Annotated in this window: 25 protein-coding genes and 2 pseudogenes; 12 read left to right on the forward strand and 15 right to left on the reverse strand. The window is 69.6% G+C overall.

Going from position 1 to position 26,156, the window contains the following annotated elements:
• Positions 1–84: 84 nt before the first annotated feature.
• A complete protein-coding gene (locus ACFY1E_RS07225) occupies positions 85–888 on the reverse strand; it encodes a TrmB family transcriptional regulator (RefSeq protein ID WP_389072474.1) in 804 nt (267 codons plus the stop codon).
• Positions 889–1,149: 261 nt separating this feature from the next.
• Here ACFY1E_RS07225 and ACFY1E_RS07230 point away from each other — a divergent pair, with 261 nt between their 5' ends.
• Positions 1,150–2,397, forward strand: coding sequence for a S8 family serine peptidase (locus ACFY1E_RS07230; RefSeq protein WP_389072476.1), 1,248 nt, complete (start codon positions 1,150–1,152; stop codon positions 2,395–2,397).
• 55 nt (positions 2,398–2,452) lie between these two features.
• Here ACFY1E_RS07230 and ACFY1E_RS07235 read toward each other — a convergent pair whose 3' ends face one another.
• Positions 2,453–3,121 carry a DUF4232 domain-containing protein gene (locus tag ACFY1E_RS07235; protein ID WP_389072479.1) on the reverse strand — a complete coding sequence of 223 codons (669 nt, stop codon included), beginning with the start codon at positions 3,119–3,121 and terminating at the stop codon, positions 2,453–2,455.
• A gap of 196 nt (positions 3,122–3,317) precedes the next feature.
• Between ACFY1E_RS07235 and ACFY1E_RS07240 the strand changes: the two genes are divergently transcribed.
• Positions 3,318–4,643, forward strand: coding sequence for a helix-turn-helix domain-containing protein (locus ACFY1E_RS07240; protein ID WP_389072481.1), 1,326 nt, complete (start codon positions 3,318–3,320; stop codon positions 4,641–4,643).
• A gap of 218 nt (positions 4,644–4,861) precedes the next feature.
• A complete protein-coding gene (locus ACFY1E_RS07245; protein WP_389072484.1) occupies positions 4,862–6,226 on the forward strand; it encodes a S8 family serine peptidase in 1,365 nt (454 codons plus the stop codon).
• Between the two features lie 71 nt (positions 6,227–6,297).
• Here the strand turns inward: ACFY1E_RS07245 and ACFY1E_RS07250 are convergent, their stop codons facing one another.
• Positions 6,298–6,942, reverse strand: a complete 645-nt coding sequence (locus ACFY1E_RS07250) for a response regulator (protein WP_389072487.1) — start codon at positions 6,940–6,942, stop codon at positions 6,298–6,300.
• A complete protein-coding gene (locus ACFY1E_RS07255) occupies positions 6,930–8,186 on the reverse strand; it encodes a histidine kinase (protein ID WP_389072489.1) in 1,257 nt (418 codons plus the stop codon). The genes ACFY1E_RS07250 and ACFY1E_RS07255 overlap by 13 nt, the downstream gene beginning before the upstream one ends.
• Positions 8,187–8,319: 133 nt before the next feature.
• Between ACFY1E_RS07255 and ACFY1E_RS07260 the strand changes: the two genes are divergently transcribed.
• Complete coding sequence (locus tag ACFY1E_RS07260; RefSeq protein ID WP_389072492.1) at positions 8,320–8,805, forward strand: hypothetical protein; 486 nt, start codon at positions 8,320–8,322, stop codon at positions 8,803–8,805.
• 35 nt (positions 8,806–8,840) lie between these two features.
• On the opposite strand, the gene ACFY1E_RS07265 is transcribed toward ACFY1E_RS07260, so the two are convergent.
• A complete protein-coding gene (locus ACFY1E_RS07265) occupies positions 8,841–9,635 on the reverse strand; it encodes a hypothetical protein (RefSeq protein WP_389072494.1) in 795 nt (264 codons plus the stop codon).
• Between the two features lie 69 nt (positions 9,636–9,704).
• Positions 9,705–10,082 (reverse strand): DUF952 domain-containing protein, encoded by a 378-nt coding sequence (locus ACFY1E_RS07270; RefSeq protein WP_389072496.1) that lies wholly within the window; start codon positions 10,080–10,082, stop codon positions 9,705–9,707.
• 132 nt (positions 10,083–10,214) lie between these two features.
• Between ACFY1E_RS07270 and ACFY1E_RS07275 the strand changes: the two genes are divergently transcribed.
• Both ACFY1E_RS07275 and ACFY1E_RS07280 read left to right on the forward strand, forming a co-directional pair.
• Positions 10,215–10,418 carry a cold-shock protein gene (locus ACFY1E_RS07275; protein ID WP_389072499.1) on the forward strand — a complete coding sequence of 68 codons (204 nt, stop codon included), beginning with the start codon at positions 10,215–10,217 and terminating at the stop codon, positions 10,416–10,418.
• 219 nt (positions 10,419–10,637) lie between these two features.
• A complete protein-coding gene (locus tag ACFY1E_RS07280; RefSeq protein WP_389072501.1) occupies positions 10,638–12,095 on the forward strand; it encodes a DEAD/DEAH box helicase in 1,458 nt (485 codons plus the stop codon).
• A 44-nt stretch (positions 12,096–12,139) separates the two neighbouring features.
• On the opposite strand, the gene ACFY1E_RS07285 is transcribed toward ACFY1E_RS07280, so the two are convergent.
• Positions 12,140–13,276 carry a sugar ABC transporter substrate-binding protein gene (locus tag ACFY1E_RS07285; RefSeq protein WP_389072504.1) on the reverse strand — a complete coding sequence of 379 codons (1,137 nt, stop codon included), beginning with the start codon at positions 13,274–13,276 and terminating at the stop codon, positions 12,140–12,142.
• A gap of 236 nt (positions 13,277–13,512) precedes the next feature.
• On the opposite strand from ACFY1E_RS07285, the gene ACFY1E_RS07290 reads away from it, so the two are divergent.
• Complete coding sequence (locus ACFY1E_RS07290; protein WP_389072506.1) at positions 13,513–14,985, forward strand: ATP-binding protein; 1,473 nt, start codon at positions 13,513–13,515, stop codon at positions 14,983–14,985.
• A 25-nt stretch (positions 14,986–15,010) separates the two neighbouring features.
• Here the strand turns inward: ACFY1E_RS07290 and ACFY1E_RS07295 are convergent, their stop codons facing one another.
• The gene (locus tag ACFY1E_RS07295; RefSeq protein ID WP_389072509.1) at positions 15,011–15,172 is read right to left on the reverse strand and encodes a hypothetical protein; all 162 of its coding nucleotides are present in this window, start codon (positions 15,170–15,172) and stop codon (positions 15,011–15,013) included.
• 17 nt (positions 15,173–15,189) lie between these two features.
• Here ACFY1E_RS07295 and ACFY1E_RS07300 point away from each other — a divergent pair.
• Positions 15,190–15,614 (forward strand): annotated as a pseudogene (locus tag ACFY1E_RS07300) (hypothetical protein).
• Between the two features lie 485 nt (positions 15,615–16,099).
• Here ACFY1E_RS07300 and ACFY1E_RS07305 read toward each other — a convergent pair.
• The gene (locus ACFY1E_RS07305; protein ID WP_389072510.1) at positions 16,100–16,465 is read right to left on the reverse strand and encodes a DUF4440 domain-containing protein; all 366 of its coding nucleotides are present in this window, start codon (positions 16,463–16,465) and stop codon (positions 16,100–16,102) included.
• Positions 16,466–16,605: 140 nt separating this feature from the next.
• Between ACFY1E_RS07305 and ACFY1E_RS07310 the strand changes: the two are divergent.
• Positions 16,606–17,664, forward strand: a pseudogene (locus ACFY1E_RS07310) (chitinase); the annotation flags it as partial.
• 325 nt (positions 17,665–17,989) lie between these two features.
• Positions 17,990–18,838 carry a hypothetical protein gene (locus ACFY1E_RS07315; protein ID WP_389072512.1) on the forward strand — a complete coding sequence of 283 codons (849 nt, stop codon included), beginning with the start codon at positions 17,990–17,992 and terminating at the stop codon, positions 18,836–18,838.
• A gap of 70 nt (positions 18,839–18,908) precedes the next feature.
• On the opposite strand, the gene ACFY1E_RS07320 is transcribed toward ACFY1E_RS07315, so the two are convergent.
• On the reverse strand, positions 18,909–19,580 hold the full coding sequence (locus ACFY1E_RS07320) for a DUF4328 domain-containing protein (RefSeq protein WP_389072514.1): 672 nt from the start codon (positions 19,578–19,580) through the stop codon (positions 18,909–18,911).
• Positions 19,581–19,711: 131 nt separating this feature from the next.
• Here ACFY1E_RS07320 and ACFY1E_RS07325 point away from each other — a divergent pair, with 131 nt between their 5' ends.
• Positions 19,712–20,887, forward strand: coding sequence for an acyltransferase family protein (locus ACFY1E_RS07325; RefSeq protein WP_389072517.1), 1,176 nt, complete (start codon positions 19,712–19,714; stop codon positions 20,885–20,887).
• A gap of 10 nt (positions 20,888–20,897) precedes the next feature.
• Here ACFY1E_RS07325 and ACFY1E_RS07330 read toward each other — a convergent pair whose 3' ends face one another.
• The 4 genes from ACFY1E_RS07330 to ACFY1E_RS07345 all read right to left on the reverse strand — a co-directional run bounded on the left by ACFY1E_RS07330 (position 20,898) and on the right by ACFY1E_RS07345 (position 24,947).
• The gene (locus ACFY1E_RS07330) at positions 20,898–21,572 is read right to left on the reverse strand and encodes a nucleotidyl transferase AbiEii/AbiGii toxin family protein (protein WP_389072518.1); all 675 of its coding nucleotides are present in this window, start codon (positions 21,570–21,572) and stop codon (positions 20,898–20,900) included.
• Positions 21,573–21,771: 199 nt separating this feature from the next.
• Complete coding sequence (locus ACFY1E_RS07335; RefSeq protein ID WP_389072521.1) at positions 21,772–23,739, reverse strand: YncE family protein; 1,968 nt, start codon at positions 23,737–23,739, stop codon at positions 21,772–21,774.
• A 192-nt stretch (positions 23,740–23,931) separates the two neighbouring features.
• Positions 23,932–24,342: a luciferase family protein gene (locus ACFY1E_RS07340; RefSeq protein WP_389072523.1), complete on the reverse strand. Its 411-nt coding sequence runs from the start codon at positions 24,340–24,342 to the stop codon at positions 23,932–23,934.
• Between the two features lie 71 nt (positions 24,343–24,413).
• Positions 24,414–24,947, reverse strand: coding sequence for a GrpB family protein (locus tag ACFY1E_RS07345; RefSeq protein WP_389072525.1), 534 nt, complete (start codon positions 24,945–24,947; stop codon positions 24,414–24,416).
• Between the two features lie 92 nt (positions 24,948–25,039).
• Here ACFY1E_RS07345 and ACFY1E_RS07350 point away from each other — a divergent pair, with 92 nt between their 5' ends.
• Complete coding sequence (locus tag ACFY1E_RS07350; protein ID WP_389072527.1) at positions 25,040–25,408, forward strand: DUF6479 family protein; 369 nt, start codon at positions 25,040–25,042, stop codon at positions 25,406–25,408.
• A 12-nt stretch (positions 25,409–25,420) separates the two neighbouring features.
• On the opposite strand, the gene ACFY1E_RS07355 is transcribed toward ACFY1E_RS07350, so the two are convergent.
• Positions 25,421–26,104 (reverse strand): DUF6445 family protein, encoded by a 684-nt coding sequence (locus ACFY1E_RS07355; RefSeq protein ID WP_365833887.1) that lies wholly within the window; start codon positions 26,102–26,104, stop codon positions 25,421–25,423.
• Positions 26,105–26,156 lie beyond the last annotated feature (52 nt).

The following is a 26,156-nucleotide window of genomic DNA, read 5'->3' on the forward strand; positions in this document are numbered from 1 at the left end:
GGCGTGGATCGCCGCCGGCCGGCTGGGGCACAAGCGCCTGTTCCGAGCCGTCCTTCGCCACTCGAGCGGGCCTGTGGTCCGTGATCACCGCCCGGGTGCGGCCTCCTTCCACACGGTGTGGAAAGCCAGCCGCAGACAGGCCGCGAGGGCCGGGTGTTCGATGAAGAGTGTGGTGGTGGAGCCGGCGCCGGCCACCGGGTCGGGCATGTCGCACAGGACGAAGGAGGCGTCGGCTATGACGAGTTTCAGGGGCAGTTCGGGGGCGAAACGGGCCTCCTCCCCCGCGGCGGCGAAGCGCCGTACGTGCTCCGCCGTCTCGGGGTCGGCCAGGGCGTCGTCGAGGTAGATCGCCCGGACGGTGCCGCCGGAGCGGTGGAGCCGCCGGACCACTGCGATGCCCTCGGTGTTGTCCGCGGGCGCGACGAACGGGGGTTTGCAGAAGGTGAGAAGTTCGTGCTGCGCCTGCCGCTGGATGTCGGCGAAGCGCTCGGCGATCGCCTTCGGGTCGCGCAGGATCTCGATGTAGTCCAGCGGATCGGTGTGCTCCCGCCCCTGGGACCACAGCGGCTGCAGCACTCCGGCCAGCCCCTGCGAGACCTGCTCCAGGCGCTCGACGGACTCGCGTTGCCGCGCCATCAGCCGGGCGAGGGCCAGTTCGGGCGTGACGGCGGAGTACGTGGCCACGCGGCCGGGGTGAGAGGTGGCCAACTGCCGCCGTATCAGCGCGTCCAGCACGTCGTAGACGCGTTGGCGCGGCACGTCGGCCTCCCGGGCGACCTCGGCGGCCGTGTAGGAGCCACGCCTGACGAGTGCCAGGTAGACCCGTGCCTCGTACCGGGCCAGGCCCAGTGACATCAGGTCGTTGATGGTTCCGTCTTCAAGCTCCATGGCTGCACAAGGTACCTGTCGGCGCAGTGGAGTTGGGGACCGAGGTTTTACCAACTCGCGCTGTTCTCTTCGGCAAACTGTCAATAACCTCATGGAGAGCCACCACTGACCGGGGTGGCAGCCAACGCAATGCCCGGAACAGGGTTCCCCACTCGGCCACCCCCAACGGAAACCGCTTGTCATGCACGTGACATCAGTCATGGCGTGGGCGGTTCCGGCCGCCGACAAGGAGCCACCCATCCCCCCACGGAGGGCAGTTCATTGAGTTCTCACCGCAGAAGGAACCTGATACGCCGCAGCGCGCCCGCACTGCTGTCGGCAGCGGCTCTGATCACCGGCGGCCTGGCCGTCGCCTCGCAGTCCTCGGCCTTCGCGAACACAACCACCGCGACGCCCGCGGCCGCCACGGTGCACACGCACCGGCTCTGTTCGCAGCCGAGCGAGCCCGGCTACATGGCGTGCCAGGCGGAGGTCCGCACCGACCTGAAGACGCAGAAGTCCCTCGGCCGCCACGACACCCCCAAGGGCTTCGGACCGGCCGATCTGCAGGCCGCGTACAACCTGCCCAAGGACGGCGGCAAGGACGCCACGGTCGCGATCGTCGACGCGAACGACGACCCGAACGCCGAGAAGGACCTGGCGGCCTACCGCTCCCAGTACAACCTCCCGGAGTGCAGCACGAGCAACGGCTGCTTCAAGAAGATCGACCAGGACGGGGGCACGAACTACCCGGCGCCGGACGCCGGTTGGGCCGGTGAGATCTCCCTCGACGTCGACATGGTCAGCGCGGCCTGCCCGCAGTGCAAGATCCTGCTCGTCGAGGCCAAGTCCGCCAACATGGACGACCTCGGCGCGGCCGTGAACCAGGCCGTCAAGCAGGGCGCCAAGTACGTCTCCAACAGCTACGGCGGCAGCGAGGAGGCCGCGGACACCGCCTCGGACGACCAGTACTTCAAGCACCCCGGCGTGGCCATCACCGTCAGCTCCGGCGACAGCGGCTACGGCGTCGAGTACCCGGCCGCCTCGCAGTACGTCACCGCCGTCGGCGGCACCTCGCTCAAGAAGGACGGCAGCACCCGCGGCTGGTCCGAGTCCGTCTGGGGCAAGTCCGCCGGCGGCGACGGAGCGGGCTCGGGCTGCTCGCAGTTCGACGCCAAGCCTTCCTGGCAGAAGGACAGCGGCTGCGCCAAGCGCGCCGTCGCCGACGTCGCGGCGGTCGCCGATCCGGCCACCGGACTCGCCGTCTACGACACCTACCAGTCCGGCGGCTGGAACGTGTACGGCGGCACCAGCGCCTCCTCGCCGTTCATCGCCGGCGTGTACGCCCTCGCGGGCACTCCCGGCAATGACGTTCCGGCCGCGTACCCCTACGCCCACCCGGACAAGCTGAACGACGTCACCGACGGCGCCAACGGCTCCTGCAGCGACTACCTGTGCAAGTCGGGCAAGGGCTACGACGGCCCGACGGGCCTGGGCACCCCGAACGGTGTCGCGGCCTTCACCAAGTAACCCGCGCGCAGAACGGGCCCAGGTCAGTGACCTGGGCCCGTTTGCCGTTACGGCGTCACCAGCCGACGGCGTCGTCCATCGACTGCTGCCAGTAGCTGACCGTCAGCGAGTCGTCGATGTGGACGCCCTTCGCGGGCAGCGCCGGGTGCGCGGCGGCGCCTACGCTCCCGGACATGGAGCGGCCGAAGAAGTGGACGGCGAGGGACTTCACCGTGCGGCCGTCGCCGCCGCTGCCGTCGGTGGCGGACAGGATCACCGACGCGTAACCGGACTCGCCGGGCTGGAGGGTGACGACCGCCTGCGGCTTCGACGCCTCGATGACCGGGGGCACGGACTGGGCGTCGGTGAACTGGACGGCGGGGTAGCCGTAAAGGTGGCAGGTCCTGCTGCCGGTGTTGGTCACGGTGAGCAGCATGTGGTTCACGGGTCGCGTCAACGGGGCCGCGACCGTACGGGTGTTGGACCCGTCGCAGGTGACCGGCTTGCTTTGGGCGCGGGTGCGCACGGTCCGCTTCGAACCGGCGGCGCTCGAACCGGTGGGACGTGTGGAAGCGACGGAGCCGGCCAGGACCATGTGCGACGAAGAGTTCGTTGAGGTGCTCGTCGCGGCACCCTCGTTCTTGGCGCCCGTCCCGTCACCGCAAGCGGTCAGGGAGAGCGCGGCGAGAACCACGGTCGAGGCGGCGCCGACGAAACGAGTGCGGGACGTGCGGAAGTTGAACATGTGACAGAGCTCCTTCGGAGTTCGGTGGCCGTGGTGATTGGATGACGGAAGCTTGTGAGGTGATCCGTCCCAACTGCCACGCGTGGCGGGCTGTTGGGGACACCGGAACGCCGAAACGCGTTCTGACCAGGGAGAACGCAGTGCTCCTGGAACGCGCGACTGGAACACGGGGGAACACGGAGGGGTGGGGAAACACGTGTCGGAGGCGAGCGAGGCCGCTGAGACCGAGGCGTTCGCGCGGCTGTTGCGGGAGCTCAAGGACCGCTCGGGGCTGAGTTACGGGGCGCTGGCCAAGCGGCTGCACATGAGTACGTCGACGCTGCACCGCTACTGCAACGGCAGCGCGGTGCCGGTCGAGTACGCACCGGTGGAGCGCCTGGCGAGGGTCTGCCGGGCGGCGCCGCAGGAGCTGGTGGAGCTGCACCGGCGCTGGATCCTGGCGGACGCGGCACGGGGACGCAGAGCGGAACAGACAGAAGCCGTCCAGGCGGTGGATCCCGGCCCGGCGGCATCGCACGAACCCGTCGGTCGCGAGAGCGAGCGGGAGGACGAGGGCGAGGGCAGGGCCGACGACGTCGACGAGCCGGTGGTCGTCGACACACCGCGCGCGCTCACGCCACCCGGCCGTCCACGTCATCCCCGTACCGTCCTGATCGCGTCCGCCGCCGCGGCCGCCGTGCTGGGAGTCGTCGCGCTCACCGTGCATCCGGGCTTCGGCGGCGGGAACAACGCGGCGGACCGGCAGGAGGTCGGTGCGGGCGCCACGACCAGCGGCGCTTCGGACACCGGGACGCCGTCGGCCACCCCCTCCCCGAGCGCGAATGACCACCCGCCGTCCGCGTCGGCCAGCGCCTCCGCCACCGGGTCCGGGACGGCCGGGTCCGGCAAGGGACCGGACCGGTCCACCGGCGGCTCCGCCACCGGCCCCGTCCCGCTCACCGTCGGCACCCGCCCCTACGTCTACGACAGCCCCTGCAGCCAGCACTTCCTGGTGGACAGCGAACCCGCGCAGGTCGGCCCGCCGGCGAGCGAGGACACCGCCACACGCTGGGCCGCCGCGTACGGGGCGGTGTCCTCGGGCGAGCAGGAGGTCGCCCTCACCGTGCAGGGCACCGGCGCGGAGACCGTCGTCCTGGAGGCGCTGCACGTCCGCGTCCTCAGCAGGGGCGCGCCGCTCGCGTGGAACGACTACTCGATGGGCGTCGGCTGCGGCGGCGGCGTCGAGACCAAGTCGTTCGACGTCGACCTCGACAACGGCAGCCCCACGGTCACCGTCAAGGGCGGCCAGCGCGACTTCCCGTACAAGGTCAGCGAGTCCGACCCGGAGGTCTTCTACGTCGTCGCCCACACCAAGGCCCACGACGTCCGCTGGGACCTCACCCTGGACTGGTCCAGCGGCAGCCGCCGCGGCACCGTCCACATCGACAACTCCGGCACCGCGTTCCGCACCAGCGCCGACGCGGGCCGCCCGGGCTACGACTACCCGCTGGGCGGCAGCGAGTGGATCAAACGGGAGAGCTGACCGTCAACCGGCAGAGTTGAAGATCAATCAGGAAAGTTGCCGGTCAATCGGGAGGTAAAGGGTTCGGCATCGTCGCTTCAACGGCCTTGAACTGTGCATGACTCATTGGATGGGATGCGCGTAGACCATCTCGGAATCACCCCGTGAGACCGAGACAGAGCCGTTCGCGAACCCGCTTCGCGCATCCACTTCGTGATATTCCGAATCCAGGGGGATTCATGCACATAGCCCGTATCGGGCTGGGCGTCGCGGCTGCCACGTCCGTCGCCGCCCTCGCGGTCACCGCACTGGGGACCGCCGCACCCGCCGCCGTACCGCACACCCTGGCGGTACCGGCCGTCGCCGGGCACACCCTGGTCCACAGCGTGAGCAGCCCGCTGAACAGCGAGCAGTGCCAGGCCAAGTGGCACATCAACTGCTACAACCCGCTGCAGTACCGCAAGGCGTACGACCTCAACGCCCTCTACCGCAAGGGCGTCACCGGCAAGGGCCGCACCATCGTCATCGTCGACTCGTACGGTTCTCCGACCGTCCAGCACGACCTCGACGTCTACAGCCACCAGTTCGGTCTGCCCAGCACCAAGGTGAAGGTGGTCAAGTGGGGCCACGTGCCCGCCTTCGACCCCAAGAACTCCGACATGACCGGCTGGGCGGGCGAGACCACCCTGGACGTCGAGCTGGCGCACGCGGTGGCACCCGCCGCCAAGATCGTCCTGGTGGAGACGGCCGTCTCCGAGACCGAGGGCACCACCGGTCTGCCGGAGATGATGGACGCCGAGAAGCACCTGATCGACCACGGTGTCGGCGACGTCATCAGCCAGAGCTTCGGCGCCACGGAGAACACCTTCCCCGGCTTCGACCACGGCGACTTCTCCAGCATCAAGAACCTGCGGTACGCCTTCCAGGACGCGAACCGCAAGAAGGTGACCGTGCTGGCGGCCTCCGGTGACGGCGGCGCGACCGACCTGAGGCTGGACGGGAAGACGTACTACAAGAAGCGCGTCAACTCCTGGCCCTCCTCGGACCCGCTGGTCACCTCGATCGGCGGCACCGAGCTGCACCTGAACGACGCGGGCGCCCGCGTCAAGCCGGACAGCGTCTACAACGCCTCCGAGCACGACTTCGGCGCCGGCGGTGGCGGCCAGTCCCACGTCTTCACCCGCCCGTCCTTCCAGGACGGCGTGAAGAGCAAGGTCGGCACCCGCCGCGGCACCCCGGACGTCTCGATGGCCGCGGCCGTCAACGGCGGCGCCTGGATCTACTCCAGCTACGACCCGACCGCCGTCGGCTGGGACGTCACCGGCGGCACCAGCGAGGCCACCCCGATCTTCTCGGGCATCGTCGCCCTCGCCGACCAGGCGGCCGGCCACCGGGTGGGCAACATCCAGAAGGCGCTGTACGCCCTCTACGCCCACAACGCCAAGGCCAACGGCATCGTCGACGTCAACGACGGCACCGACAACAGCTACCAGGGCGTGACCGGCTACAAGGCCGTCAACGGCTACGACCTGGCGACCGGCGTCGGCACCGTGGACGCCCTCAAGTTCGTCCCGGCCCTCGCCAGGGCGAGCAGCCGCGGCTGACGCCTCCTGCACGACATGGACGGCCCGGGTCCCGCACCCGGGCCGTTCGCGTCGTCCGTCCGCTCCGGCACTCACGCCACCCCGAGAAAGTGCAGCACCGCGAGGACCCGACGGTGGTCCGCGTCGGCCTTCGGCAGGTCGAGCTTGGCGAAGATGCTGTTGATGTGCTTCGCCACCGCGCTCTCGCTGACGACGAGTTGTTCGGCGATGCCCGCGTTGGAGCGGCCGCCCGCCATCAGTTCCAGGACCTCGCGCTCCCGGGGCGTGAGGCGGTCCAGCGGGTCGCTGTGGCGCCGTACCAGCAGCTGGGAGACCACCTGCGGGTCGAGGGCGGTGCCGCCCGCGGCCACCCGGCGCAGGGTGGCCGCGAACTCCTCGACGTCCGCGACCCGTTGCTTGAGCAGATAGCCGATGCCGGAGGTGTTGGCGGAGAGCAGATCGGTGGCGTACCGCTCCTCGACGTACTGGGACAGGAGCAGTACGGCGGTCTTCGGCCACTGGCGCTTGACGACCAGCGCGGCCCGTACGCCTTCGTCGGTGAAGCCGGGCGGCATGCGCACGTCCACCACCGCGATGTCCGGCCGGTGCTCCTCCACCGCCGCCAACAGCGCCTCCGCATCCCCCACTTCGGCGACCACTTCAAAACCGGCCATCTCCAGGACCCTGACCACGCCGATCCGGAGCAGTACGGAATCCTCGGCGATCACGGCACGCACGGCAGCTCCACGGTGATGACGGTCGGCCCCCCGGCGGGGCTGTCGAGCGACAGCGTGCCATCGACGGAGGCGACCCGTTTGGCCAGCCCCGAAAGACCGGTCCCACCGCCGAGTCGGGCGCCGCCCACACCGTCGTCCCGGACGACCACGAGCAGGGTCGCCCCGGCGCGCACCACCGTGACCTCGGCCTCGGACGCCTCCGCGTGCTTCACCACGTTGGTCAGCGCTTCGGAGACGACGAAGTAGGCGACGGACTCGATCGTCGGGGACAGCCGCGCGGTCAGCTCCACCGTCACCCGCACCGGGACCGGCACCCGGGCGGCGAGGCCGGAGAGCGCGGCGTCGAGGCCGCGGTCCTCCAGGACGGCCGGATGCAACCCACGGACCAGACTGCTCAGTTCCTCGATCGCCTCCTTCGCCTCCCGGTGCGCCTCGTCGATCACGCGGCGGACGTCCTCGGGCAGGTCGCCGAGGGTGGCCTTGGCGATCCCGAGGTTCACGGCCAGCGAGACCAGCCGCTGCTGTGCGCCGTCGTGGAGGTCCCGTTCGATGCGCCGCCGTTCGGCGTCGACGACGTCCACGAGACCCGCCCGGCTCTCGGTCAGCGCCTCGACCCGGCGCGCCAGTTGCTCGGCCCGGCTGGGCCCGAGCAGGACGGTCGCGAGACGGGTGTCCAGCCGGGTGAGGGCGGCGGACAGCCAGGCCGCCACATAGAGCAGGCCGATCCCGGCAGCCGTGAGGTAGGCCGCCCAGGTCGAATACCCGAGGTGCTCAAGGCGCCAGTCCAGAGGTACGGCCCAGATCCACAGATAGACGGTGGTGGCGACCAGCGCGACGGCCCAGGTCAGGAGCGTGAAGGCCGCCGCAAGGGCGAGAAGCGGCCCGGCCGGCAGGTGGTACCGGAGCTGCCGCCGTCCGGCCGGGGACCGCAGCCACTGGTACGGCCGGGGCCGCCGTCCCCCGTACGGCGAAGGGATGTCCACGCCGAGCCGGACCCGGAAGCGGGCGTGCTGTGCCTCGGTCAGCAGCGGTCCCGCGAGCACGACGGCGGCGAGCGGCAGGAGCACTGCGAGGAGCAGTTGGCCCGCCGGGCCGAGGACCGGGAGGAAGAGCAGCCACGGCAGGGCCGTGACGAGCAGCACGCCGAACTGGATCAGCAGGCCCGTGGCGAGGAAGGCGACCGGGCGGCCTGACCCTCGCAACGGCCGCAGGACGATGCCCCGCAGGCGGGTGACGATGCGCATTGACGAAACGCTACTGCCCAGGTCAGGGGCGGTCCATGGTGCAGTTGCCCGGCTCGGGGTGCAACTGGTGCCACCCCCGGAACGGACAGCTGCGTTACTGACTGTGACCGCCGTGTGGCGAAGGCTTGAGGTCGTGGAGGAGAGCCGGAAACACGAGGAGACCGAGCCGATGAGCCTGCTGATGATCCGTCAGGAGCCCGGTGTCACCCGCCGCGTGGCCGTACCCGGCGCCCGCCGCTGGTACCACCGCTGCCGCACGGAACATGTCCTCGTCGGCTGCGGTCTCGCCCTGCTGCCCTGGCTGGTCGTGCTGGCGAAGGGCCTGCCCGACACCGCCGTCGCCACGCACTGGAACACCGCCTGGGTGGGCCTGGACGCCCTGGAGGCGACGGGCCTGATCGCCACGGGACTGCTGGCCGCCCGCGGCCACCCCCTGCACGCCCTCACGGCCTCCGCGACCGCGACCCTGCTGGTGGCCGACGCCTGGTTCGACACGATGACGGCGGCCCCGGGCGGGGACCGGCTCTCGGCGCTCGCGATGGCGTTCGGCGCGGAGCTGCCGCTGGCGGCACTGTGCGGGGCGCTGGCGGTACGGGGGCTCGCCCGCCGCACCGCCTGACCGGTTCCACGGCCGTACCGACGCGCCGGCCGGACTCAGACCGCGGCCTCGACGTCCTTGCGCGAGACCGCGAGGTAGCCGACGAAGCCGAGGATGGCGACCGTCCAGGACACGGTGACCGGACCGAGCCCGAGGGCCAGTCCGCCCCGGTTGTGGCCCACGGCCATCCAGTCGGCCACGGAGGCCCCGAGCGGACGGGTGATGACGTACGCCGACCAGAAGGCGGCCACCGCGTTCAGGCCGCTCCAGCGGTGGGCGACGGCCGGTACGGCGATGGCGGCGGCGTAGACGACGGCCGAACCGAGGTAGCCGAGGCCGATCGTGGCGGTGAGGTCGCCCGCTGCGGTACCGAGGGCGAAGGTGGCGAGGACCGCCGCCCAGTAGAAGGCCTCGCGGCGCCGGGTGTGGATGCTGTGGATGGAGAGGGTGCCCTCGCTGCGGGACCAGAGGAAGAAGACGGCGGCCAGCGCCACCATGAAGAACGGCGTCGAGATCAGGTACGGCACTCCGAGGCCGACGTGCAGCACGTCCGCGGCCATCGTGCCGAACACGCTGACCACCACGATCGCCGTCCAGTAGATCCAGGCGACGTACCGGCGAACGGCGAACTGCACCACCAGGGCGGCCACGAACGCGACGCCGCCGACGCCCACCGCGGGGATCGGGCCGAGCAGGTGCGCCAGCCAGTCGGAGGCCGTCTCACCCATCCCGGTGGTCAGCACCTTGATGATCCAGAAGTAGACGGTCACCTCCGGCACCTTGCTCGCCGCGTGCCGTATGCGGCCCGCGTGCTGCGCGGGCCGGTCGGAGGTGAGGTGATCTGTGCTCATGGCAGGCACGATGACATGGCGAACGGCTGTCGCCACAGGCCTCTTTGCCGGAGTTTTGGCGCTTGTTGGTCACGGACGTACGTCGGGTGGTGCGTCCGCAAGTCCCGTCGCGCGGCCCTCCTCGTCCCACCGGACCATCAGGACCCGCTCCACCGCCTCACGGTCGAGGGGCCCGAACACATGCGGGAACAGGGTGCCCTCGGCGACTCCCGGCGGCGGCGCGGGATCCGCCGCCTCCCACACGCACTTCGCGCTCAGCCGGGCCTCGTCGATCAGCAGCACGAACAGCGGCCGGGGCGCGCTGCCGTAGAACGCGTCGACGACCTTGAGCGTGGTCGGCTCGTCGGGGGAGCAGTGGACGAAACCGTCCTCGACCAGGGAGGCAGGGGCGTAGGGCCGGTCGGGACTCGCGTTCCACTCGGCGCTCGACACGACGTGATAGATCATGGCCGAGTTATACCCCAGCATCGGGCCACCACCTGTGCTACGGTGCCAAATGGCAGTTTTGGTTACCAGAGGCTTTTGAGTGCTCTTCGACCTTCCGTCGACGAGCACTCTTTTTTGTTGAGGGAGATCCGTATGGCATCCGGCACCGTGAAGTGGTTCAACTCGGAAAAGGGATTCGGCTTCATCGAGCAGGACGGCGGCGGCGCCGACGTCTTCGCCCACTACTCGAACATCGCCACCTCCGGCTTCCGTGAGCTTCACGAGGGCCAGAAGGTGACCTTCGACGTCACGCAGGGCCAGAAGGGCCCGCAGGCCGAGAACATCCTTCCCGCCTGACGCTGACGCGTACGTACCACGTGGCTGGGGCCCGCACTCTTTGGGTGCGGGCCCCGGCTCGTTGCGTTTTCCCGTACTCCGCTCCAATCTTCGCCGCATCCTTCACTTCGAATTCGTCATCCGTTCCTTCGGTTTCTTCGGCTACTTCTTGCGAATCCTCATGCGGTCCGTCCGCCGGGAGGCATTCCTCGATACGTGCCGCATCGAGGAGGCTTCCGCATGAACCGCACAGCTCGTACGAACACTCGCACGAACAAGAGATCCGGCCGTCCCCGTACGCCGGGCCGGGGCCGCCCCGCCGCGTCCGGCGGCGAGTTCGCACTGCCCGTCACCGTCACCCCGGCGCTGCCGCCCGTCGAGGACTTCGCCGAACTCGACATGCCCGAGCGCCTGTTGGCCACGCTCGGCGCCGAGGGCGTGACCGCCCCGTTCCCGATCCAGGCCGCGACGCTGCCCAACTCCCTCGCAGGCCGCGACGTTCTCGGCCGCGGGCGCACCGGCTCGGGCAAGACGCTCGCCTTCGGCCTCGCCGTGCTGTCCAGGACCGCAGGGCAGCGGGCGGAGCCCCGGCAGCCGCTGGCCCTCGTCCTCGTCCCCACCAGGGAACTGGCACAGCAGGTCACCGACGCGCTCACACCGTACGCCCGAGCGCTGCGGCTGCGGCTCGCCACCGTGGTCGGCGGGCTGTCGATCGGCCGCCAGGCGGGCGCCCTGCGCTCCGGGGCCGAGGTCGTCGTCGCGACACCCGGCCGGCTCAAGGACCTCATAGACCGGGGCGACTGCCGTCTGGACCAGGTCGCCATCACCGTCCTGGACGAGGCCGACCAGATGGCCGACATGGGCTTCATGCCGCAGGTGACCGCTCTCCTCGACCAGGTGCGCCCGGGCGGTCAGCGACTGCTGTTCTCGGCGACGCTGGACCGCAACGTGGACCGCCTCGTCCGGACGTATCTCCACGACCCGGTCGTCCACTCCGTGGACCCGTCCGCGGGCGCCGTCACCACGATGGACCACCACGTGCTGCACGTGGAGGACGAGGACAAGCACGCGACCACGACCGAGATCGCCGCCCGCGACGGACGGGTGATCATGTTCCTGGACACCAAGCACGCGGCGGACCGGCTCGCCAAGAAGCTGCTGGCCGTCGGGGTGCGCGCGGCGGCGCTGCACGGCGGCAAGTCGCAGAACCAGCGCACCCGGACCCTGGCCCAGTTCAAGGACGGTCAGGTCAGCGTGCTGGTGGCCACGAACGTGGCGGCCCGCGGCATCCACGTCGACAACCTCGACCTCGTCGTCAACGTCGACCCGCCAGGCGACCACAAGGACTATCTGCACCGGGGCGGCCGTACGGCACGCGCCGGTGAGTCCGGCACCGTCGTCACGCTGGTCCTGCCGCACCAGCGCCGCGAGGTGTCCCGTCTGATGGCCGACGCCGGCATCACCCCGCGGACCACCCGGGTCCGCTCCGGCGAGGCCGAACTGAGCCGTATCACGGGCGCCCAGGCCCCGTCGGGCGTGCCCGTCGTCCTCACTCCGCCGGCCGCTCCCGAGAGCCGCCCGGCGCGTACGGGTTCCGCCCCGCGGGCCCGGCGCGGCCGCCCGGCCCAGCAGGGCCGCCGCCGGTCCCCGGCCAGGGGCGGCAACGGGGCCAAGGGCGGCAACGGGAACGGCCGCTGACACACACGCCCGGGACGCTCATGCGTCCCGGGCGGTGCGGAGGCCTACTTCAGGCCGATGGCAGCGCAGTCGGCCGCGTACTTCGCGGTGCAGATGTCCTTGACGGTGTAGACACCGTCCTTGATCACCGTGGACTTGATGTTGTTCTTCGTGAGGGCGACCACGGGGACCAGCATCGCCGGGATGCCCTTCTGGGTGGGGCTGTCGACCGAGTCCTGGGTCAGCGCGTCGAACTCGAGGTTCTTGCCCTGCACCTTGTCCACCGCCATCTCCGCGGCGTTGGTCGCCTCCAGCAGGAACGACTTGTACACGGTCATCGTCTGCTCGCCGGCGACGATCCGCTGCACCGCATCGAGGTTGGCGTCCTGCCCGGTGACCAGCGGCATCTTGGTGGCGCCCGCCGCCTTCAGCGCGTCGATGGCGGCGCCCGCCATGCCGTCGTTGGCCGAGTAGACGGCGGCTATGTTGCCGAGCCCGACGGACTGGATGGCCTTGGTCATGTTCGCCTTGGCGACCGACGGCGACCACTTGTCGGTGTCGTACGACTTGACGATGTTCACCCGGCCCTTGAGTTCGCTGAGCGCGCCGTCCTTGACGAGGGCCGTGTTCGGGTCGCCGGGATCGCCGTTGATCATGACGACCTTGCTGGAGGCGGCCTTCTCGCCGAGCGCGTCCGTGATGGCACGGCCCTGCACCTCGCCGACGAGCTCGTTGTCGTGCGAGATGTACGCGTCGATCGGCCCTTGTGCGAGCCGGTCGTACGCGATCACGGGTATCCCGGCGTCCTTGGCCTTCTGCACAGCCGGGGCGATGGCCTTGGCGTCCACCGCATCCACCAGGATGACGTCGACCTTGGCGGCGATCATGTCCTCGAACTGCGTACTCTGCTTGCCCACGCTGGCACCGGCGTTGGCGTAGCGGACCTTGCCCTTGCCATGGGTGAGGGAGGCGACCCGCTCCTTGATCAGGGGGTGGTCGAACTTCTCGAACCGCGCGGTGGCCGTGTCGGGCAGCAACAGCCCCACCGTGATGTCGTCGCCCTTCGTGGGACTCGCGGAACTGCTGCTTCCACTGACGCTGTCGATGACACCGCACGAGGAGAGCAGGAGCGCCGAGGCGGAGGCGAGCACGGGGACGACGGCGAAACGACGCGCGCCGGTTCTGCGGGGGGTGTGAGCCATCACTTGCAGGTGCCTTCCGGGCAGTGGAGGAGCGGACCACCGGGTGAGCAAGAAGCCAACGGGCCCGTGGAGACCACGTCAAGACATCCGGTTGTCATCCCATCAACTTCCTACGGAATCTCCTCATCCGGCGCGTGTATCGGCCTATCCGCACGACCGGGCAGGCATGGGAAGCCGCACTCCTCAAATATAGGAGTACAGTTTATGGAGTCGTACTTCTATATCTAGGGGAAGGCGTGGACAAGCCTGCTGAGATGTTCGACCGTGACCACGAGTGGTCGGCGCTGAGACGGTTCATCACCGACGCGCAGCCGGGTGCGACCCTTGGCGTGGTCTCCGGGCGTCGCCGCCAGGGGAAGACGTTCCTGCTGGATGCCGCCTGCCGTGCCGCCGGAGGCTTCTATTTCGGTGCGACTGAAGCCACGGATGCCGAGTCGCTTCGCCGGATCAGCGCCGCACTGACCGCCCACGTCCGCCCTGCCAGCCCGTTCCACTTCGCCAACTGGGCGGAGGCTGTCGATGCGCTGCTCGCTCTCGGCTCCGAGCGGCCCGTACCCGTCGTGATCGACGAGTTCCCGTACCTCGCCAAGGCCAACCCGGAGCTGCCCTCGATCATCCAGGAGGCACTGCGGCCGCTGCGTGACCAGCGCACTGCCTCCCGAACGAGGCTGCTGCTGTGCGGCTCGGCGCTGTCCTTCATGGGGCGGCTGCTGTCGGGCAACGCCCCGCTGCGCGGACGGGCCGGAGTGGAGTTGGTCGTCCGCCCGCTCGACCACCGTCTCGCGGCCGAGTTCTGGAACATCACCGATCCTCACCTGGCCATGAAGGTGAACGCGATCGTCGGCGGCACACCCGCCTACCGGCGCGAGTTCGCGCGCGGAGACACTCCTGCGGGACCGGACGACTTCGACGACTGGGTCGTCCGTACCGTCCTCAATCCCGAAACCCCCCTCTTCCGCGAGGCCCGCTATCTGCTGGCCGAGGAACCCGATCTCCGTGACACCGCCCTGTACCTGTCCGTCCTGGCCGCCGTCGCCGACGGCAACGCCACCCGCGGAGGCATGGCCGGCTATCTGGAACGCAAGGCCACCGACATCGCGCACCCCATCAACGTCCTCGAAGACGCGGGACTGCTCCACCGTGACGCCGACGTGTTCCGCGACAACCGGCCCACGTACCGAATCGCCGAGCCACTGATCGGCTTCCATCACGCCATCATGCGGCCGGTCTGGGACCAGCTCGAACGCCCTGGCAGTGCGTCACGGGTCTGGCAGGCCAGTCGCCGACGCTTCGTCAGCAACGTCCTGGGGCCTCATTTCGAACAGGTCTGCCGTGACTGGGCTCTCCACCACGCGGACCCGGAACTCCTGGGCGGTCTGCCCGCCCGTGCCGGGCACGGCGTGGTCCACGATCCCAAGGCCCGTATCGGCCATGAGGTCGACGTGGCGGTGATCGGAATCGCCGACGCCGGCAAGCCGCCGCTCCTGGCCATCGGGGAGGCCAAGTGGAACGACACCATGGGCATGGCCCACATCGACCGCCTCCGCCACATCCGCGACCTCATCGCCCAGGCCGGCCGCTACGACACGACCCATACCCGGCTCATCTGCTTCAGCGGAGCAGGCTTCAACGACAAATCCCGCACCGTCGCCGAGGCGGAACCCGACGTCCAGCTGGTCGACCTGGCTACGCTCTACGGCCAGGTCTGAACGCCCAGAACAGGGACTGACCGAATCAAGCGATCTCTTCGAGCGCGACCGGGACCGGCTGCTGGAGCTGGTCGACTGGCTGCAGGGGGAACACGGCCCGGTCAGCGAGGACGAGCGCGCGGACGCAATCGCGGAACTGGAAGATCTCGACGCGGAGCACGAGCGCCGCCGCGCCGCCGGAGGACACAACCCCGGATGGGCCGCGTGAAGAAGCGCGCCGCTGAGCACACCAACGGCCACTGCGCGTCTTCGTACTCGACTGCGAGGCCTTGTCCCTGGCCGTACGCGGCGATCGAAAGATGATCGCCTGGCCAGACCTCGCGGCCAGGGGTGAGGCCGAGGTGGTGACGTCACTCATGACCCTGATCGAGGCGTACGACGGCAGAACCACCGAGCAGCGCTGGGACTGGGTGCTCTCCCGGCTCGAGGTCGCCGCCATCGGAAAGGACGAGGCCCGCCAGGCCCGACGCCTCCTGGCCGCCGCCGAGCTGCACGGCCACAAGTACGCCATCGATGCCCTGTTGGCCGTCATCGCACGCCGACAGAAGGGGCAGGTCACCGTCTCCACCTCGGACGTGGACGACCTGGAGAAGCTCCTGCCGGAGACCATCGTCGTCAAGAAGGTATGACAAGCCGGTGTGCAGGGTGGTGCGCGGCCGGCGCTGGCAGGTCGCCTCGTGGCCATCGACAAAGCCCGACCGTCGGATAGGTCCCGGACGAATCTCCGGGCCGCCCCCAGACAGGTCGGGGATGCAGCCATCCCTACTGAGCTGGAACCCCCGGAAGCCGACCGCGCGTTCGAGACCATAGCGGCTGGCACTGACAACGGACCTGCCCTGATTGGCCGTGGGTGCCCCCTGAACGGGGCCAACGCGAGGCGTACTTCTATATCTAGGGGCGACGTGGCGGTGATCGGCATCACCGGCACCGGCAAACCTCCGCCACTGGCCATGGAGGACGCCAGAGACCAACCGCTCATGAAGGCTGGCGAACGCCCCGGCACGGCCTGGATCGGGGAGCATCTCGCCGAGTACGTGCATCGGTTCCCCGAACCGCTCGGCTCCCGCCCTGCCCTGCCCCCTCGTATGACGAGGACATCTCTCCACGGCTTCCTTCAGGTGGCCGGCGTGCCTTGGTGGAAGTACATGCGCCAGCCCGTCTCCGTCAGGCGCCACAAGGAGCTTCGCCACACCCGGCGGCCCTGATTGTCGGCGAAGTACGTCAGGTGCACGATCCCCGGAGCCAGGACGGTTCCTGACATCTTGCTCACCTTGACCGGCGCATCGGCGGACACCGTTCCTGCACTGGTCACCGTGAGGATCGACTCCGCGTCCCACCGGCGACCAGACGCTCCGATCTCCCTGAACTCCGGATGCAGAAGCTCCGAGACGAGAGCCGGAGAAGCGCGCACCTCAGGGTCGAGAAGCCGCAGTTCTCCGGCAATGGCCGCTTGGACCGCCCGTTCGTTCTCAGCCGCCATGCACGCATCCTACGAAGCCCCCAGAAGGGTCAGGTAACTGTAAAGAACCTTGACAGACAATTGGTCTAGTCCAAATATGGTCGTCTGTTCGCCCCCACACCCCTCCCCTCTTCCTCTCCGCCATCCCCCTGGGAGCGTCAATGAGACGACCGCGTCCTGTTCTTCGTGCGTTGCTGTCCTGCGTCACCGTGACCGGCCTGTCGGCCGGTCTCGTCGCGCTCGGGGGAGGTGGGGCGTCCGCAGCGGATGCCGCGCCCTCGCGGCCCGTTGCGCCCATGCCCGCCCATGTCGCCGCGCCGTACTTCGAGGCGTGGACCGGGGAGAGCCCGGCCCAGCTCGCCGCCGCCTCCGGGAACAGGTACCTGACCATGGCGTTCCTGCAGACGGATGCCGCCGGTTCGTGCACCGCCTACTGGAACGGCGACACCACCCAGCCCGTCTCGAAGGCGACCTTCGGCGCCGACATCGCGGCCATCCAGGCCCGCGGCGGCAACGTCGTCCCGTCCTTCGGCGGCTACGGCGCCGACACCACCGGCACGGAACTCGCCGACAGCTGCACCAGCGTCGACGCCATCGCCAAGGTCTACGAGAGCCTGGTGACGACGTACGGGATCTCGCGGATCGATCTCGACGTCGAGGCCGACTCCATCAACAACACCGCCGGGATCGACCGCCGCAACAAGGCCATCGCCCAGGTGCAACGGTGGGCCGAACGCACCGGGCGGCGCGTGCAGTTCTCGTACACCCTGCCCACGACCGCCACCGGGCTCGCGCCGAACGGCGTGGCCCTTCTCAAGAACGCCGTCGACAACCACGCGCGCGTGGACGTCGTCAACATCATGACGTTCGACTACTGGGACGGCACCACCCATGACATGGCCGCCGACACCGAGACCGCCGGTGCCGGGCTCGTCGGCCAACTCGCCGCGCTCCACCCCAAGAAGAGCCTGTCCCAGCTCTGGCACATGGTCGGTGTCACCGAGATGCCCGGCATCGACGACTTCGGTCCCCAGGAGACCTTCACCACCCAGGACGCGGTGAAGGTCGAGCAATGGGCCGAGGCCAAGGGCATCAACACCCTCTCCTTCTGGGCGCTGCAGCGGGACAACGGCGGGTGCGTGGGCACCGCCGGCTCCAACTCCTGCTCCGGGATCGCGCAGGACACCTGGTACTTCAGCCACGCCTTCGAGCGGTTCACTCACCGGTAGGCCACCGGGGCTCAGCAGAGCAGCCGCGCCCGCACCTCCCACCCGTGACCGGCCCCTTCCCCGGGGCCGGCGCGGAGTTCCCCGCCCAGTACCGTCCCGGCGACTGTGATCAGCGCCACGGACTCGCGCATCACCCGGCAGTTCCGGCGCTGACCTGGTCGTTCGACCGCAGTGTGCGAGACGTGCAGAGAATCCGCGCAGGAGAAGCACACAGACCTCACACAGTCTTTCGAAACCCTCGTTACCGTTGCAGCCCGTTCGAACTCGCATGCATCTTCGGTGCATCTCCCCGTGCGAAGGGTCAGGAAGACAGCGGATGGACTACTGCTCCTCATGCCGCCGGCACCTCAACGGCGCCCTGGTGTGCCCCGGTTGCGGTGCCTACGCCCCCGACATCGCACCGGTGACCTCCCACGGCCGCCCCGCCCCCGCGCCCGCCGCGACGGCGATGTGGCCGGAGGTGGAAGAGCCCCCGGGGACCGACGCACACGGTGACGCCGAAACCGGCGCCGCGGCCGCGATACCCCTTGCGGAGGGGCGGGCCGCCCGGCGCAGGCAGCGGGCCCGCTGGAAGAAGAACCAGCGCAAGGCCGTGGTCGCGACCGCCGTGGCACTCGTCGGCGGCGGCCTGACCGTCGCCTCGATGGACCGCGGTTCCGGCCACCGCGCCGAGGCGTCGACGGCGACGGACCTCTCCAGCATGGGCTCCGAGGACGGGACCGCGGACCAGAACGCCCAGCTCCCGCCGGCGGGCACGGGCAAGCACCGCAAGCCCGACGTCACACCCGACCGCGCCACCGCGTCCGGCAAGGCTCAGCAGCGTTCCGGGGTCACCGCGTCCCACACCGATTCGGCGCGGACGCAGTCGTACACCCCGGCCGCACACTCGACGCCGGCGACGAAGTCCGCCCAGCAGGGCTCCGCGGCCACCGTGAAGACCCCCTCCGTCGACACGACGCCCGTCACCGGCGGCACGACGACGACCCAGACCCCCTCTTCGACGCCCACGGGCAGCACGGGTTCGGGCACGTCGAGCACCTCCGGATCCTCCGGGACGTCGGGCTCCTCCAGCACCTCGGGAACGTCCCAGTCGGGCAACACGTCGTCGTCCTCGGCGACCTCCCCGTCGGGGATCTGCGTGCTCGGCCTGCTGTGCGTCAGCTGACCTGACCTGCGCTCCCACCGTGACCCTGGCCGCGACCGGCCAGGGTCAACTGTTTCCAACTGACTTCGTCCTACGGCCGGTTCAGATGCCGCTCTTGTACGGCGGTGACGGCGCGGACCACGAAGATGCCCGCCACGGCCGCGCCGACGACCGCGGCGTCGGACGCCAGGAGCTGCCACACATGCGTGTAGGCGCGGGCGATGATCTCGTCGGTGGAGTCCTCGGACATGAGGCCGACTCCGCTGAGCATGCCGATCAGCCACAGGCCCCACCACACGTTCAGGGAGCGGGGCAGCCGCTCGCCGGGGGCGCTCGCGCGGTAGGCGTCCGCGATGATGCCGCGGGGGAACCACAGGTTGACGACGGGCACCACCCAGCCGAAGAACACCCACAGCCCGGAGTAGCGCGGCCTGGTCCCGGACAGCTCGCGCCCGTTGTCCCGGATGCGGCCCATCCACACGATGAACGCGATCGCGCAGACCGCCGCCGCGAAGCCGGACACGCTGCTGACGAGGTGGTACGAGTCCTCCAGCGAGGTCAGCGGACGGTGCACCGCGTCGCCCTGGTCCGGCGGCCCGGAGGCCGGCTCCCCCGCCATCGCGAGCCGGATCTGCCATACGCCCCGCGCCGCCCATCCGAGCCCGGCGAGGGCAAGGGCGGTCATGGTGGCGATGCCTGCCGCCCGGACCGGTTGCAGGACGGGGGCGGGAGCAGCGACGGGGGGTGCTATGTGATCGTTCACCGGGGCATCCTCGCCGACGACGAGCGACGACCGCCACATCGACATGCCCGGCGACGGGCTTTCACTCGTCCTCAACTTTGAACCCCGTTGCTGCCTGCGACGTATGAGTCGCTGTGGGTGGTGCCGCGCCCATGGACCGCGACCGGGCAGAAAGGAAGGGCCGAACAATTTTATTGGAATCGATCCGTCCCGACAGCAGGAATACTGATGTGGACGGCACGGGGGAATTAAAAGCAGGCAGTCATGTGCCGGGGCTCGACGGTCTCCGTGGGGTGGCTGCGCTGTATGTGGTTCTTTTTCACTGCTGGTTGCTTGCCTTTCCGGGGTTTCCCAGGAATTCGGGTCCGTTCTGGCTGGGCTGGCTGATGTACGGGCGGCTCGCCGTCGTCTTCTTTCTCGTGCTGTCCGGGTTCTCGCTGGCGCTCTCGCCCGCGCGCAACGGCTGGCACCAAGGCGGCGTCGCCCGGTTTCTGCGGCGGCGGGCCCGGCGGATCCTTCCGCCGTACTGGGCGGCGCTCGTGCTGAGTGTGGCAGTCGCCCATTTCGTGGTGCGCGCCTCCCATCATGGGCCGCCGGACTACAGGACCGTCGCCGTGTACGGGCTGGTGCTCCAGGACGTGTTCACGGCTCGTACGCCGAACGGTGCGTTCTGGTCGATCGCCGTGGAGGCGGAGCTCTATCTTCTCTTCCCGGTGCTGCTCCTCGTCCGGCGGCGGCTGGGGGCGGCGGTCCTGGTCAGCGGTGTGACACTGCTGGTGGTCGCACGTGGGGTGCTCGCGGGAAATGCCTCCCCGGTGGAAGGTGACAACTGGCTGGCACCGAATCTCGTGCCTGTGTTCGTCGCCGGTCTGGTCGGCGCAGGAGTTGTTGTTGCGCGAGAGAAAGTCCGGCGGCTGCCCTGGCATTGGCTTGCCGCCCTGGCGATCGTTCCCGTCCTGGCGCTCATCGCCGTCAAGGGGTCGGTCTGGACGGTGCATCACTACTTCTGGGTGGATCTCGCCGTCGCTCCCGCCATGGCGATGTTCCTTGCGGGAATCGCCACCGGGCGGCCTGCCTTTCTGTTGCGGTTCCTTGCCACTCGGCCCATGCGCCGTCTCGGCGACTTCTCGTACAGCCTCTATCTCATCCATCTGCCGATCGTGATGATCGTGGTGCGGAGAATTGCCCCGGACCATGTGTCGGCGGGGCTGCCCACGTTCTGTTTCACGGTGGTTGTGGGGCTGCCTGCGTCGGTTCTGTCGGCATGGCTGTTCTCAGAAGTCTTTGAGATGCCCTTCAAGCGGAAACGGGACGCGCAGGCCGCATGAGCCCGGTGATTCACTCGTCCTCCGGCGGCTCCCCTTCCAGGAGGCGTTCCGCGATGTCGTCGGCCCAAACCTGTGCCCAACGGCGGAGTTCCGCGATCGCGCCCGCGTCGAGCCCGTAGGCGGCGAACTCCCTGTCGTCCATCAGGTCCGCGCCGGACAGACGCGCCTGAAGGTCGGTGAGGTCGAAGGTGTCCCGGGCGTGGCGGCGGCCCAGTTCCTCGAGTTCGGGGTGGGTCCAACGGTCCGCGGCGGCTCGGACGTCGATGAGGTCGCGCGCGAGGCCCCGGTCGGCCAGGGCCCAGACCCTGGTGCCGACGACGTCCTCGAGGGAGAGGGCCGGGCCGTACTCGGTCTGTACCGGCGGCCGCCACATGACTTCCTTGAGGACGTCCACCTCGCACTCGTCGCCGCTCTCCGGGTCGGTGACGATCAGTTGTGCGGAGAGGGGATCCGTCTCCAACACCCGCACCTGCCAGCCCCGTTCCTCCAGCCCGGTCCGTACGGTGGCACCGATCCGCGCCATGTCCTCGGGGTTCTCGGTGGCGACGTCGAGGTCCTGGCTGAGGTGCTCGACCAGGCCGTGCGCCTGTGCGGCACAGTCACCCGTGAGGACGAGCGGGTAGGCACTGCCCACGGCGAGCACGTCGGTCAGGATGCGTCGCTGCAGGTCGGTCAGTGCGGCCATGTCCGGATTATGGCTCGTGGGAGCCGCACTCAGGCGCGATCAACACGTCATCGACTTCCTGGAAGGAACAGGAGCGCACGCGTACTTCCTGGCGACGGGCGGGCCCACCGCGCTTCCGCTGCGGCAAGGACTGGTGAACGCCGAAAGCGCCGGGTGATGGCGTTCGCCACCGGCCCGGCGCTTCTCATGCATCCGTCGGCTAGTTGGTGAAGTACAGGTACTTCCAGTCGCTGTACGTGTTCGAGTTGACGTTGTCGCCCGACGAGTTGTTGATGTACGCCGCGCGGACGCGGGCCTTGATGCCGGACTCGCCCGGGGCGCCCAGGCTCACCGCGGACTTGCCGTTCGAGCCGAGGGCGAAGTACTCGGGGCTGCCCTCGGTCGCGTACCACTTGCCGTTGTAGTAGACCTCGAGCTCGAGGCGCTGCTTACGGCCCGGGTAGTACGTCATGGTCGTCGTGACGACCGGCGAGGTGCTCTTGTGGAACCAGTAGTACGTGTGCGAGCCGATCGCGGCCTTCTTGTAGTTCTTGGTGACGGCCGTGGAGACCTTCACCCTGGCGTAGCCCGTGGACTTGACCGCCCTGGGTGCGTAACGGGCGTCGCCCTTGAAGACCGCCGTGACGTCGGTGTCGCGGGTCATGTCGACGATCGCGGAGATGTTGCCGTTGGAGTCGACCGTGCCGGTCTTCAGCAGCTTGTTGGGCTTGTCCCCGCCGTAGGGGTTGGCCCAGATCTCCACCGTGCGGTTCTTGTACGTCGTACCGAGGTGCGCGGTGAACTTCACGTCGGCGCCGTACGAGTACACCTTGCCGTTGTTGTTCAGGCTCAGCGAGGTCGCGTTCCGGGAGACGGCGACCTTGTCGCTCGCGCTGACCGCCGAGTGCTCGGCGTCGCCCGCGTACGTCGCCTTGTAGGTGACGGTGCCACCGGCCGGCGGGGTGTCGTTGAAGGAGTACGTGCCGTCCGCCTTGACCGTGACGGCGGGCAGCGCCTTGCCGTTCGGGGAGTCCAGGTCGGTACGGGTGACCTTCAGCTGCGCACCCGCCGGCAGCGCGACCGAGGCCGAGAGCTTGCCGGTGACGGTGAGCTGCTTGGCGCGGGTCGCCGTCGAGGGGGCGTTGAGCGTGAGGGTCGGGTTGTTCAGCGTCGGGTCGCCGAGCACCCTGAGGTTGTAGCCGCCGCTCCCGCCGTCCGCGCCCACCAGCGCGAAGACCTTCGTGAGGTCCGGCGCCCAGGTGAGGGCGGCCGCGTGGGAGGTGCCGAGGTCGTACGTGTGCAGCGGCAGCGTGGCGTTGGGCTTGTACGTGACGACCTTGCCACCGTTGACCTGGGCGATCAGGCCGTTCGGGGCGACGTCGGCGAGCTGGCCGTCCGGGTAGGAGCCGGCCGCCTTGAACTTGCCGTCCGCGTAGGCGTCCCGGTCCTTGCCGTTGACCAGCACCTGCGTGCCGCCGGGGACGAGGTCGATGTCCCCGATGCCGTTGTTCAGCGTGTAGTCGCCGTTGTGGTACGCGACCAGCGCGGGCTTGCCGCTCGACACGTCGAGCACGGCCATCGAGTCCGTGGACAGGCCGGTCTCGCCGACGGCGAGGATGCCCGGCTGGCTCGGGTCGGTGTCCAGCAGGCCCTGGCCCCAGATGCCGGAACCGGTGCCCTCGGTCGGGAACTGCGTCAGCGTCACCGGGTCGGTGCCGCCCGCCGGGTCCACCGTCGGGTCCACCGAGCCGAGGTTGCCGTCCCACTGGTCGCCGTACGTGAACCACACCTTGCCGCCGCTGAAGGCGACGTGGCGCGGGCCGTAGTTGGTGGAGACCGTGTAGCGGGTCTTGACGTCGAGGGTGGCCGCGTCGATGGCCCAGATCTCGTGGATCTGCGGGGCGGCCGCGTAGACCGTGGCCCCGTCGTCCGAGACCGCGAGGTCGCTGACGCCGGTGACGCCGCTCACCGAACCGAGGACGGCACCGGAGTAGTCGGTGACCGCGACGATCCCGGCGGAGCTGTCACCGACGAACACCCGCTTCAGCGGGCCGTCCGCGACGACGCCGCCGGGCGAGGTGACATGAGCGGTGGCCGCCGAGGCGGTGCCCGCCGCGACGACGCTCAGCGCCGCCGAGCTGAAGAGGACCGCAAGCGCTGTCGCGGTCGAGATGCTGCGCGTACGCACAGTGTTGTAACCCCCACAAGAAAACCCGGTGTGACCGGGCAGATGAGTGCGCCGCGCAACACCCGGACATGACCGCTCTACGGCGGTGACGCGCGGGGCGCGGCTGCCGTGAGCAGCGTATGACATGCCTGTGACAGTTGTGGAGGGGGTTTCCGGTGTGCGGACGTCCGGTGCAGGGACCTGCTCTCGGCTTTATCCGACCTCGTCGGCTTCGTCGTCGCCATCGGACTCGTCGCGGGCCAGCACCGTCACACGGTGGAAGTTGCACAGGGCCGGCGCCTGGTGCCCCGGGTGGGCGGAGTGGGCCTTGAGGGCGACGCTGACCAGGCTGAGCAGCAGGTCGACGTCCGTCTCGCAGTCGAGATGGACGGTGACCCAGCGGGAGCCCGGTACCAGGCGGATGGCTGTCGACTCCGCGAAGTCGTAGTGGAGCCGCTGGATCGCGCGGGTGGTGAGGTGCAGGTCCACGTCCCGCTCGGAGTGGAAGTGCACGATCTCGTCCCGCGCGGAGCGCAGCGCCCGGCCCGTGCCGCAGCCGGCCTCGCACGGGCTGAGGTCGGGCCACGCGGCCAGCTGGTCCATGGCTCTCTGCGCCGGTGTCATGCGCCCATGGTGCGGCGCTCACCGCACGGACACCAGGGCTTGAGCGATCCGTAACCTGCGGGAGACCTACCTCACTTCGGGCCCTTTTCCCAGACCGGCTCCGACGGCAGTCCGCGTTCCGCGCGGGCCCGGTCGGTCAGCTCCTGCACGAGCGCCGTCTTCGCACGCGAGTAGTCCCGGGCCGGGGTGCCGGCCGCCGCGAGGGCCCGCTTGAGCGCGGCGTACCGGGCCGCCTCCTCGGGGTGGGCGCGCAGGTAGTCCCGCAGGATGCGCTGGTTGCGGGTGGGCCAGCTGTCCCGCGTCACCACGTGCAGGATGTGGCTGCGGACGCCGGCCTCGGCGCGGACGTACAGGAGCCGGTCGGCCATTCCGTTGTCGTGGGGGAGTAAGCCGAGCGCGGCGAGCGCCGGCTCGTGGGGGCCGACGTCGGCGAGGGCCGGTACGGCCGCCATGAGATCGATGACGGGCTTGGCCGCGAGGCCGGGGACGGCCGTGGAGCCGATGTGTTCCAGCGCGACGAACAGGCCGGGGGCCGCCGTGCGGAGGGCGTCCGCAGCGGTGGATGCCTTGCGGGGCCAGTCGGGGTCGTAGTCGACCACGCGCACCGCCCGCACCTTATGCCCAGCCCTCGAAGCGCCCTTTACCTGCGAAAATACCGAACACTCCGCAATCGCTCCGTTTCGGCGATAATGAGGGTATGAGTACTGCGACGTTTGTTGTTGCGGCCACGTCGAGTGAGGTACTCAACGTGATCGCCGCCTTTGTCGGTGGCCTGATCATCGCCGGCGCACTGATCTGGGCCGTGCAGTTCGGCATGAAGGTCCGGGACCGCGAACTGCCGCGGCCCGACCCGGACGAGCAGCCCCGCCTCCCCGACGGCGGCCCCGTCCGGGAGACGCGCGAGGTGCGGGAACCCGACGAGGTGCCGCACGCCGAGGGCAAGGAACGGCTCATGCCCTACGAACTCCACCCATCCGGAACGAGGACAGGGAAGGACCAGCACCGCCGGCGCTGGCTGCCCGGCTCCAGCGGCTCCTTCGGAGGCGGCGGCCTGGGACGCCTCTGACGTCCCGGAGGCTCACGCCATCCAGAAGAACACGGCCGTCATGCGCTTCTCCTCCAGCGTGCTGCCGGAGTAGCCCGTGGCGCTGTGCACCAGGTTGGCGTTGTAGAGCAGCAGGCGGTTGTACTTGTGCGGGACCCGCACGTCCTCCTCGAAGTGGTCCCCCGGGACGAACCGCGTTCCGAGTGCCTCGACGAGGTTGTTGTGCGGGGCCTGCACGACGTTGCCGCCGAGCCGGCCGCCGGGCAGGGACTGCCGGTAGAAGGCGGTCCCGCAGTCCTTGGGGACGCCGGGGTTGAGGTACAGCACCGCCGCGTAGCGGCACAGCGCACGGGAGTCGGTGTGCGGGCGGGGCTCGCTCTCGCCCTCGCCGACGACCTGGATGCAGTTGTGGTTGAGGGTGCCGCCGCCGGGGGCCTCCTGCACCCACAGTTCCTTCGCACCGGTCGCCTTCTTCACCAGGCGTTCCACGCGGGCGAGTTCGGCGGGCTCCAGGCCCGGCATGGTGCGCAGGCCCGGCCAGGTCTCCGAGGTGTACGGGTATCCCTTGACCCAGTCGTCCTTGGCGAGACAGCGTTCCCGTACGGCGTCCACGTCGGGCAGGACGTCGTCGATGACCCAGTAGTCGCGGCCCTTGGTGGGCTTGCGGTAGGGGAGGACGGGAAGGGCCGTCGGGGCTTTCCGGGGCTGTGGGGGCATGGGGCGAATCTAGGTCTGGAGTTCGTCTCGTCTCTCCCGTGAAATGGTCAAC

This window comes from Streptomyces sp. NPDC001604 (assembly GCF_042893475.1).
Lineage (GTDB): Bacteria > Actinomycetota > Actinomycetes > Streptomycetales > Streptomycetaceae > Streptomyces.

Excerpts from the sequence above, each read along its gene's own strand:
- ACFY1E_RS07225 (WP_389072474.1), bottom strand. The coding sequence starts at position 888 with ATGGAGCTTGAAGACGGAACCATCAACGACCTGATGTCACTGGGCCTG.
- ACFY1E_RS07235 (WP_389072479.1), bottom strand. The coding sequence starts at position 3,121 with ATGTTCAACTTCCGCACGTCCCGCACTCGTTTCGTCGGCGCCGCCTCG.
- ACFY1E_RS07245 (WP_389072484.1), top strand. The coding sequence starts at position 4,862 with ATGCACATAGCCCGTATCGGGCTGGGCGTCGCGGCTGCCACGTCCGTC.
- ACFY1E_RS07255 (WP_389072489.1), bottom strand. The coding sequence starts at position 8,186 with ATGCGCATCGTCACCCGCCTGCGGGGCATCGTCCTGCGGCCGTTGCGA.
- ACFY1E_RS07265 (WP_389072494.1), bottom strand. The coding sequence starts at position 9,635 with ATGAGCACAGATCACCTCACCTCCGACCGGCCCGCGCAGCACGCGGGC.
- ACFY1E_RS07270 (WP_389072496.1), bottom strand. The coding sequence starts at position 10,082 with ATGATCTATCACGTCGTGTCGAGCGCCGAGTGGAACGCGAGTCCCGAC.
- ACFY1E_RS07275 (WP_389072499.1), top strand. The coding sequence starts at position 10,215 with ATGGCATCCGGCACCGTGAAGTGGTTCAACTCGGAAAAGGGATTCGGC.
- ACFY1E_RS07280 (WP_389072501.1), top strand. The coding sequence starts at position 10,638 with ATGAACCGCACAGCTCGTACGAACACTCGCACGAACAAGAGATCCGGC.
- ACFY1E_RS07285 (WP_389072504.1), bottom strand. The coding sequence starts at position 13,276 with ATGGCTCACACCCCCCGCAGAACCGGCGCGCGTCGTTTCGCCGTCGTC.
- ACFY1E_RS07305 (WP_389072510.1), bottom strand. The coding sequence starts at position 16,465 with ATGGCGGCTGAGAACGAACGGGCGGTCCAAGCGGCCATTGCCGGAGAA.
- ACFY1E_RS07315 (WP_389072512.1), top strand. The coding sequence starts at position 17,990 with ATGGACTACTGCTCCTCATGCCGCCGGCACCTCAACGGCGCCCTGGTG.
- ACFY1E_RS07325 (WP_389072517.1), top strand. The coding sequence starts at position 19,712 with ATGGACCGCGACCGGGCAGAAAGGAAGGGCCGAACAATTTTATTGGAA.
- ACFY1E_RS07330 (WP_389072518.1), bottom strand. The coding sequence starts at position 21,572 with ATGGCCGCACTGACCGACCTGCAGCGACGCATCCTGACCGACGTGCTC.
- ACFY1E_RS07340 (WP_389072523.1), bottom strand. The coding sequence starts at position 24,342 with ATGACACCGGCGCAGAGAGCCATGGACCAGCTGGCCGCGTGGCCCGAC.
- ACFY1E_RS07350 (WP_389072527.1), top strand. The coding sequence starts at position 25,040 with ATGAGTACTGCGACGTTTGTTGTTGCGGCCACGTCGAGTGAGGTACTC.
- ACFY1E_RS07355 (WP_365833887.1), bottom strand. The coding sequence starts at position 26,104 with ATGCCCCCACAGCCCCGGAAAGCCCCGACGGCCCTTCCCGTCCTCCCC.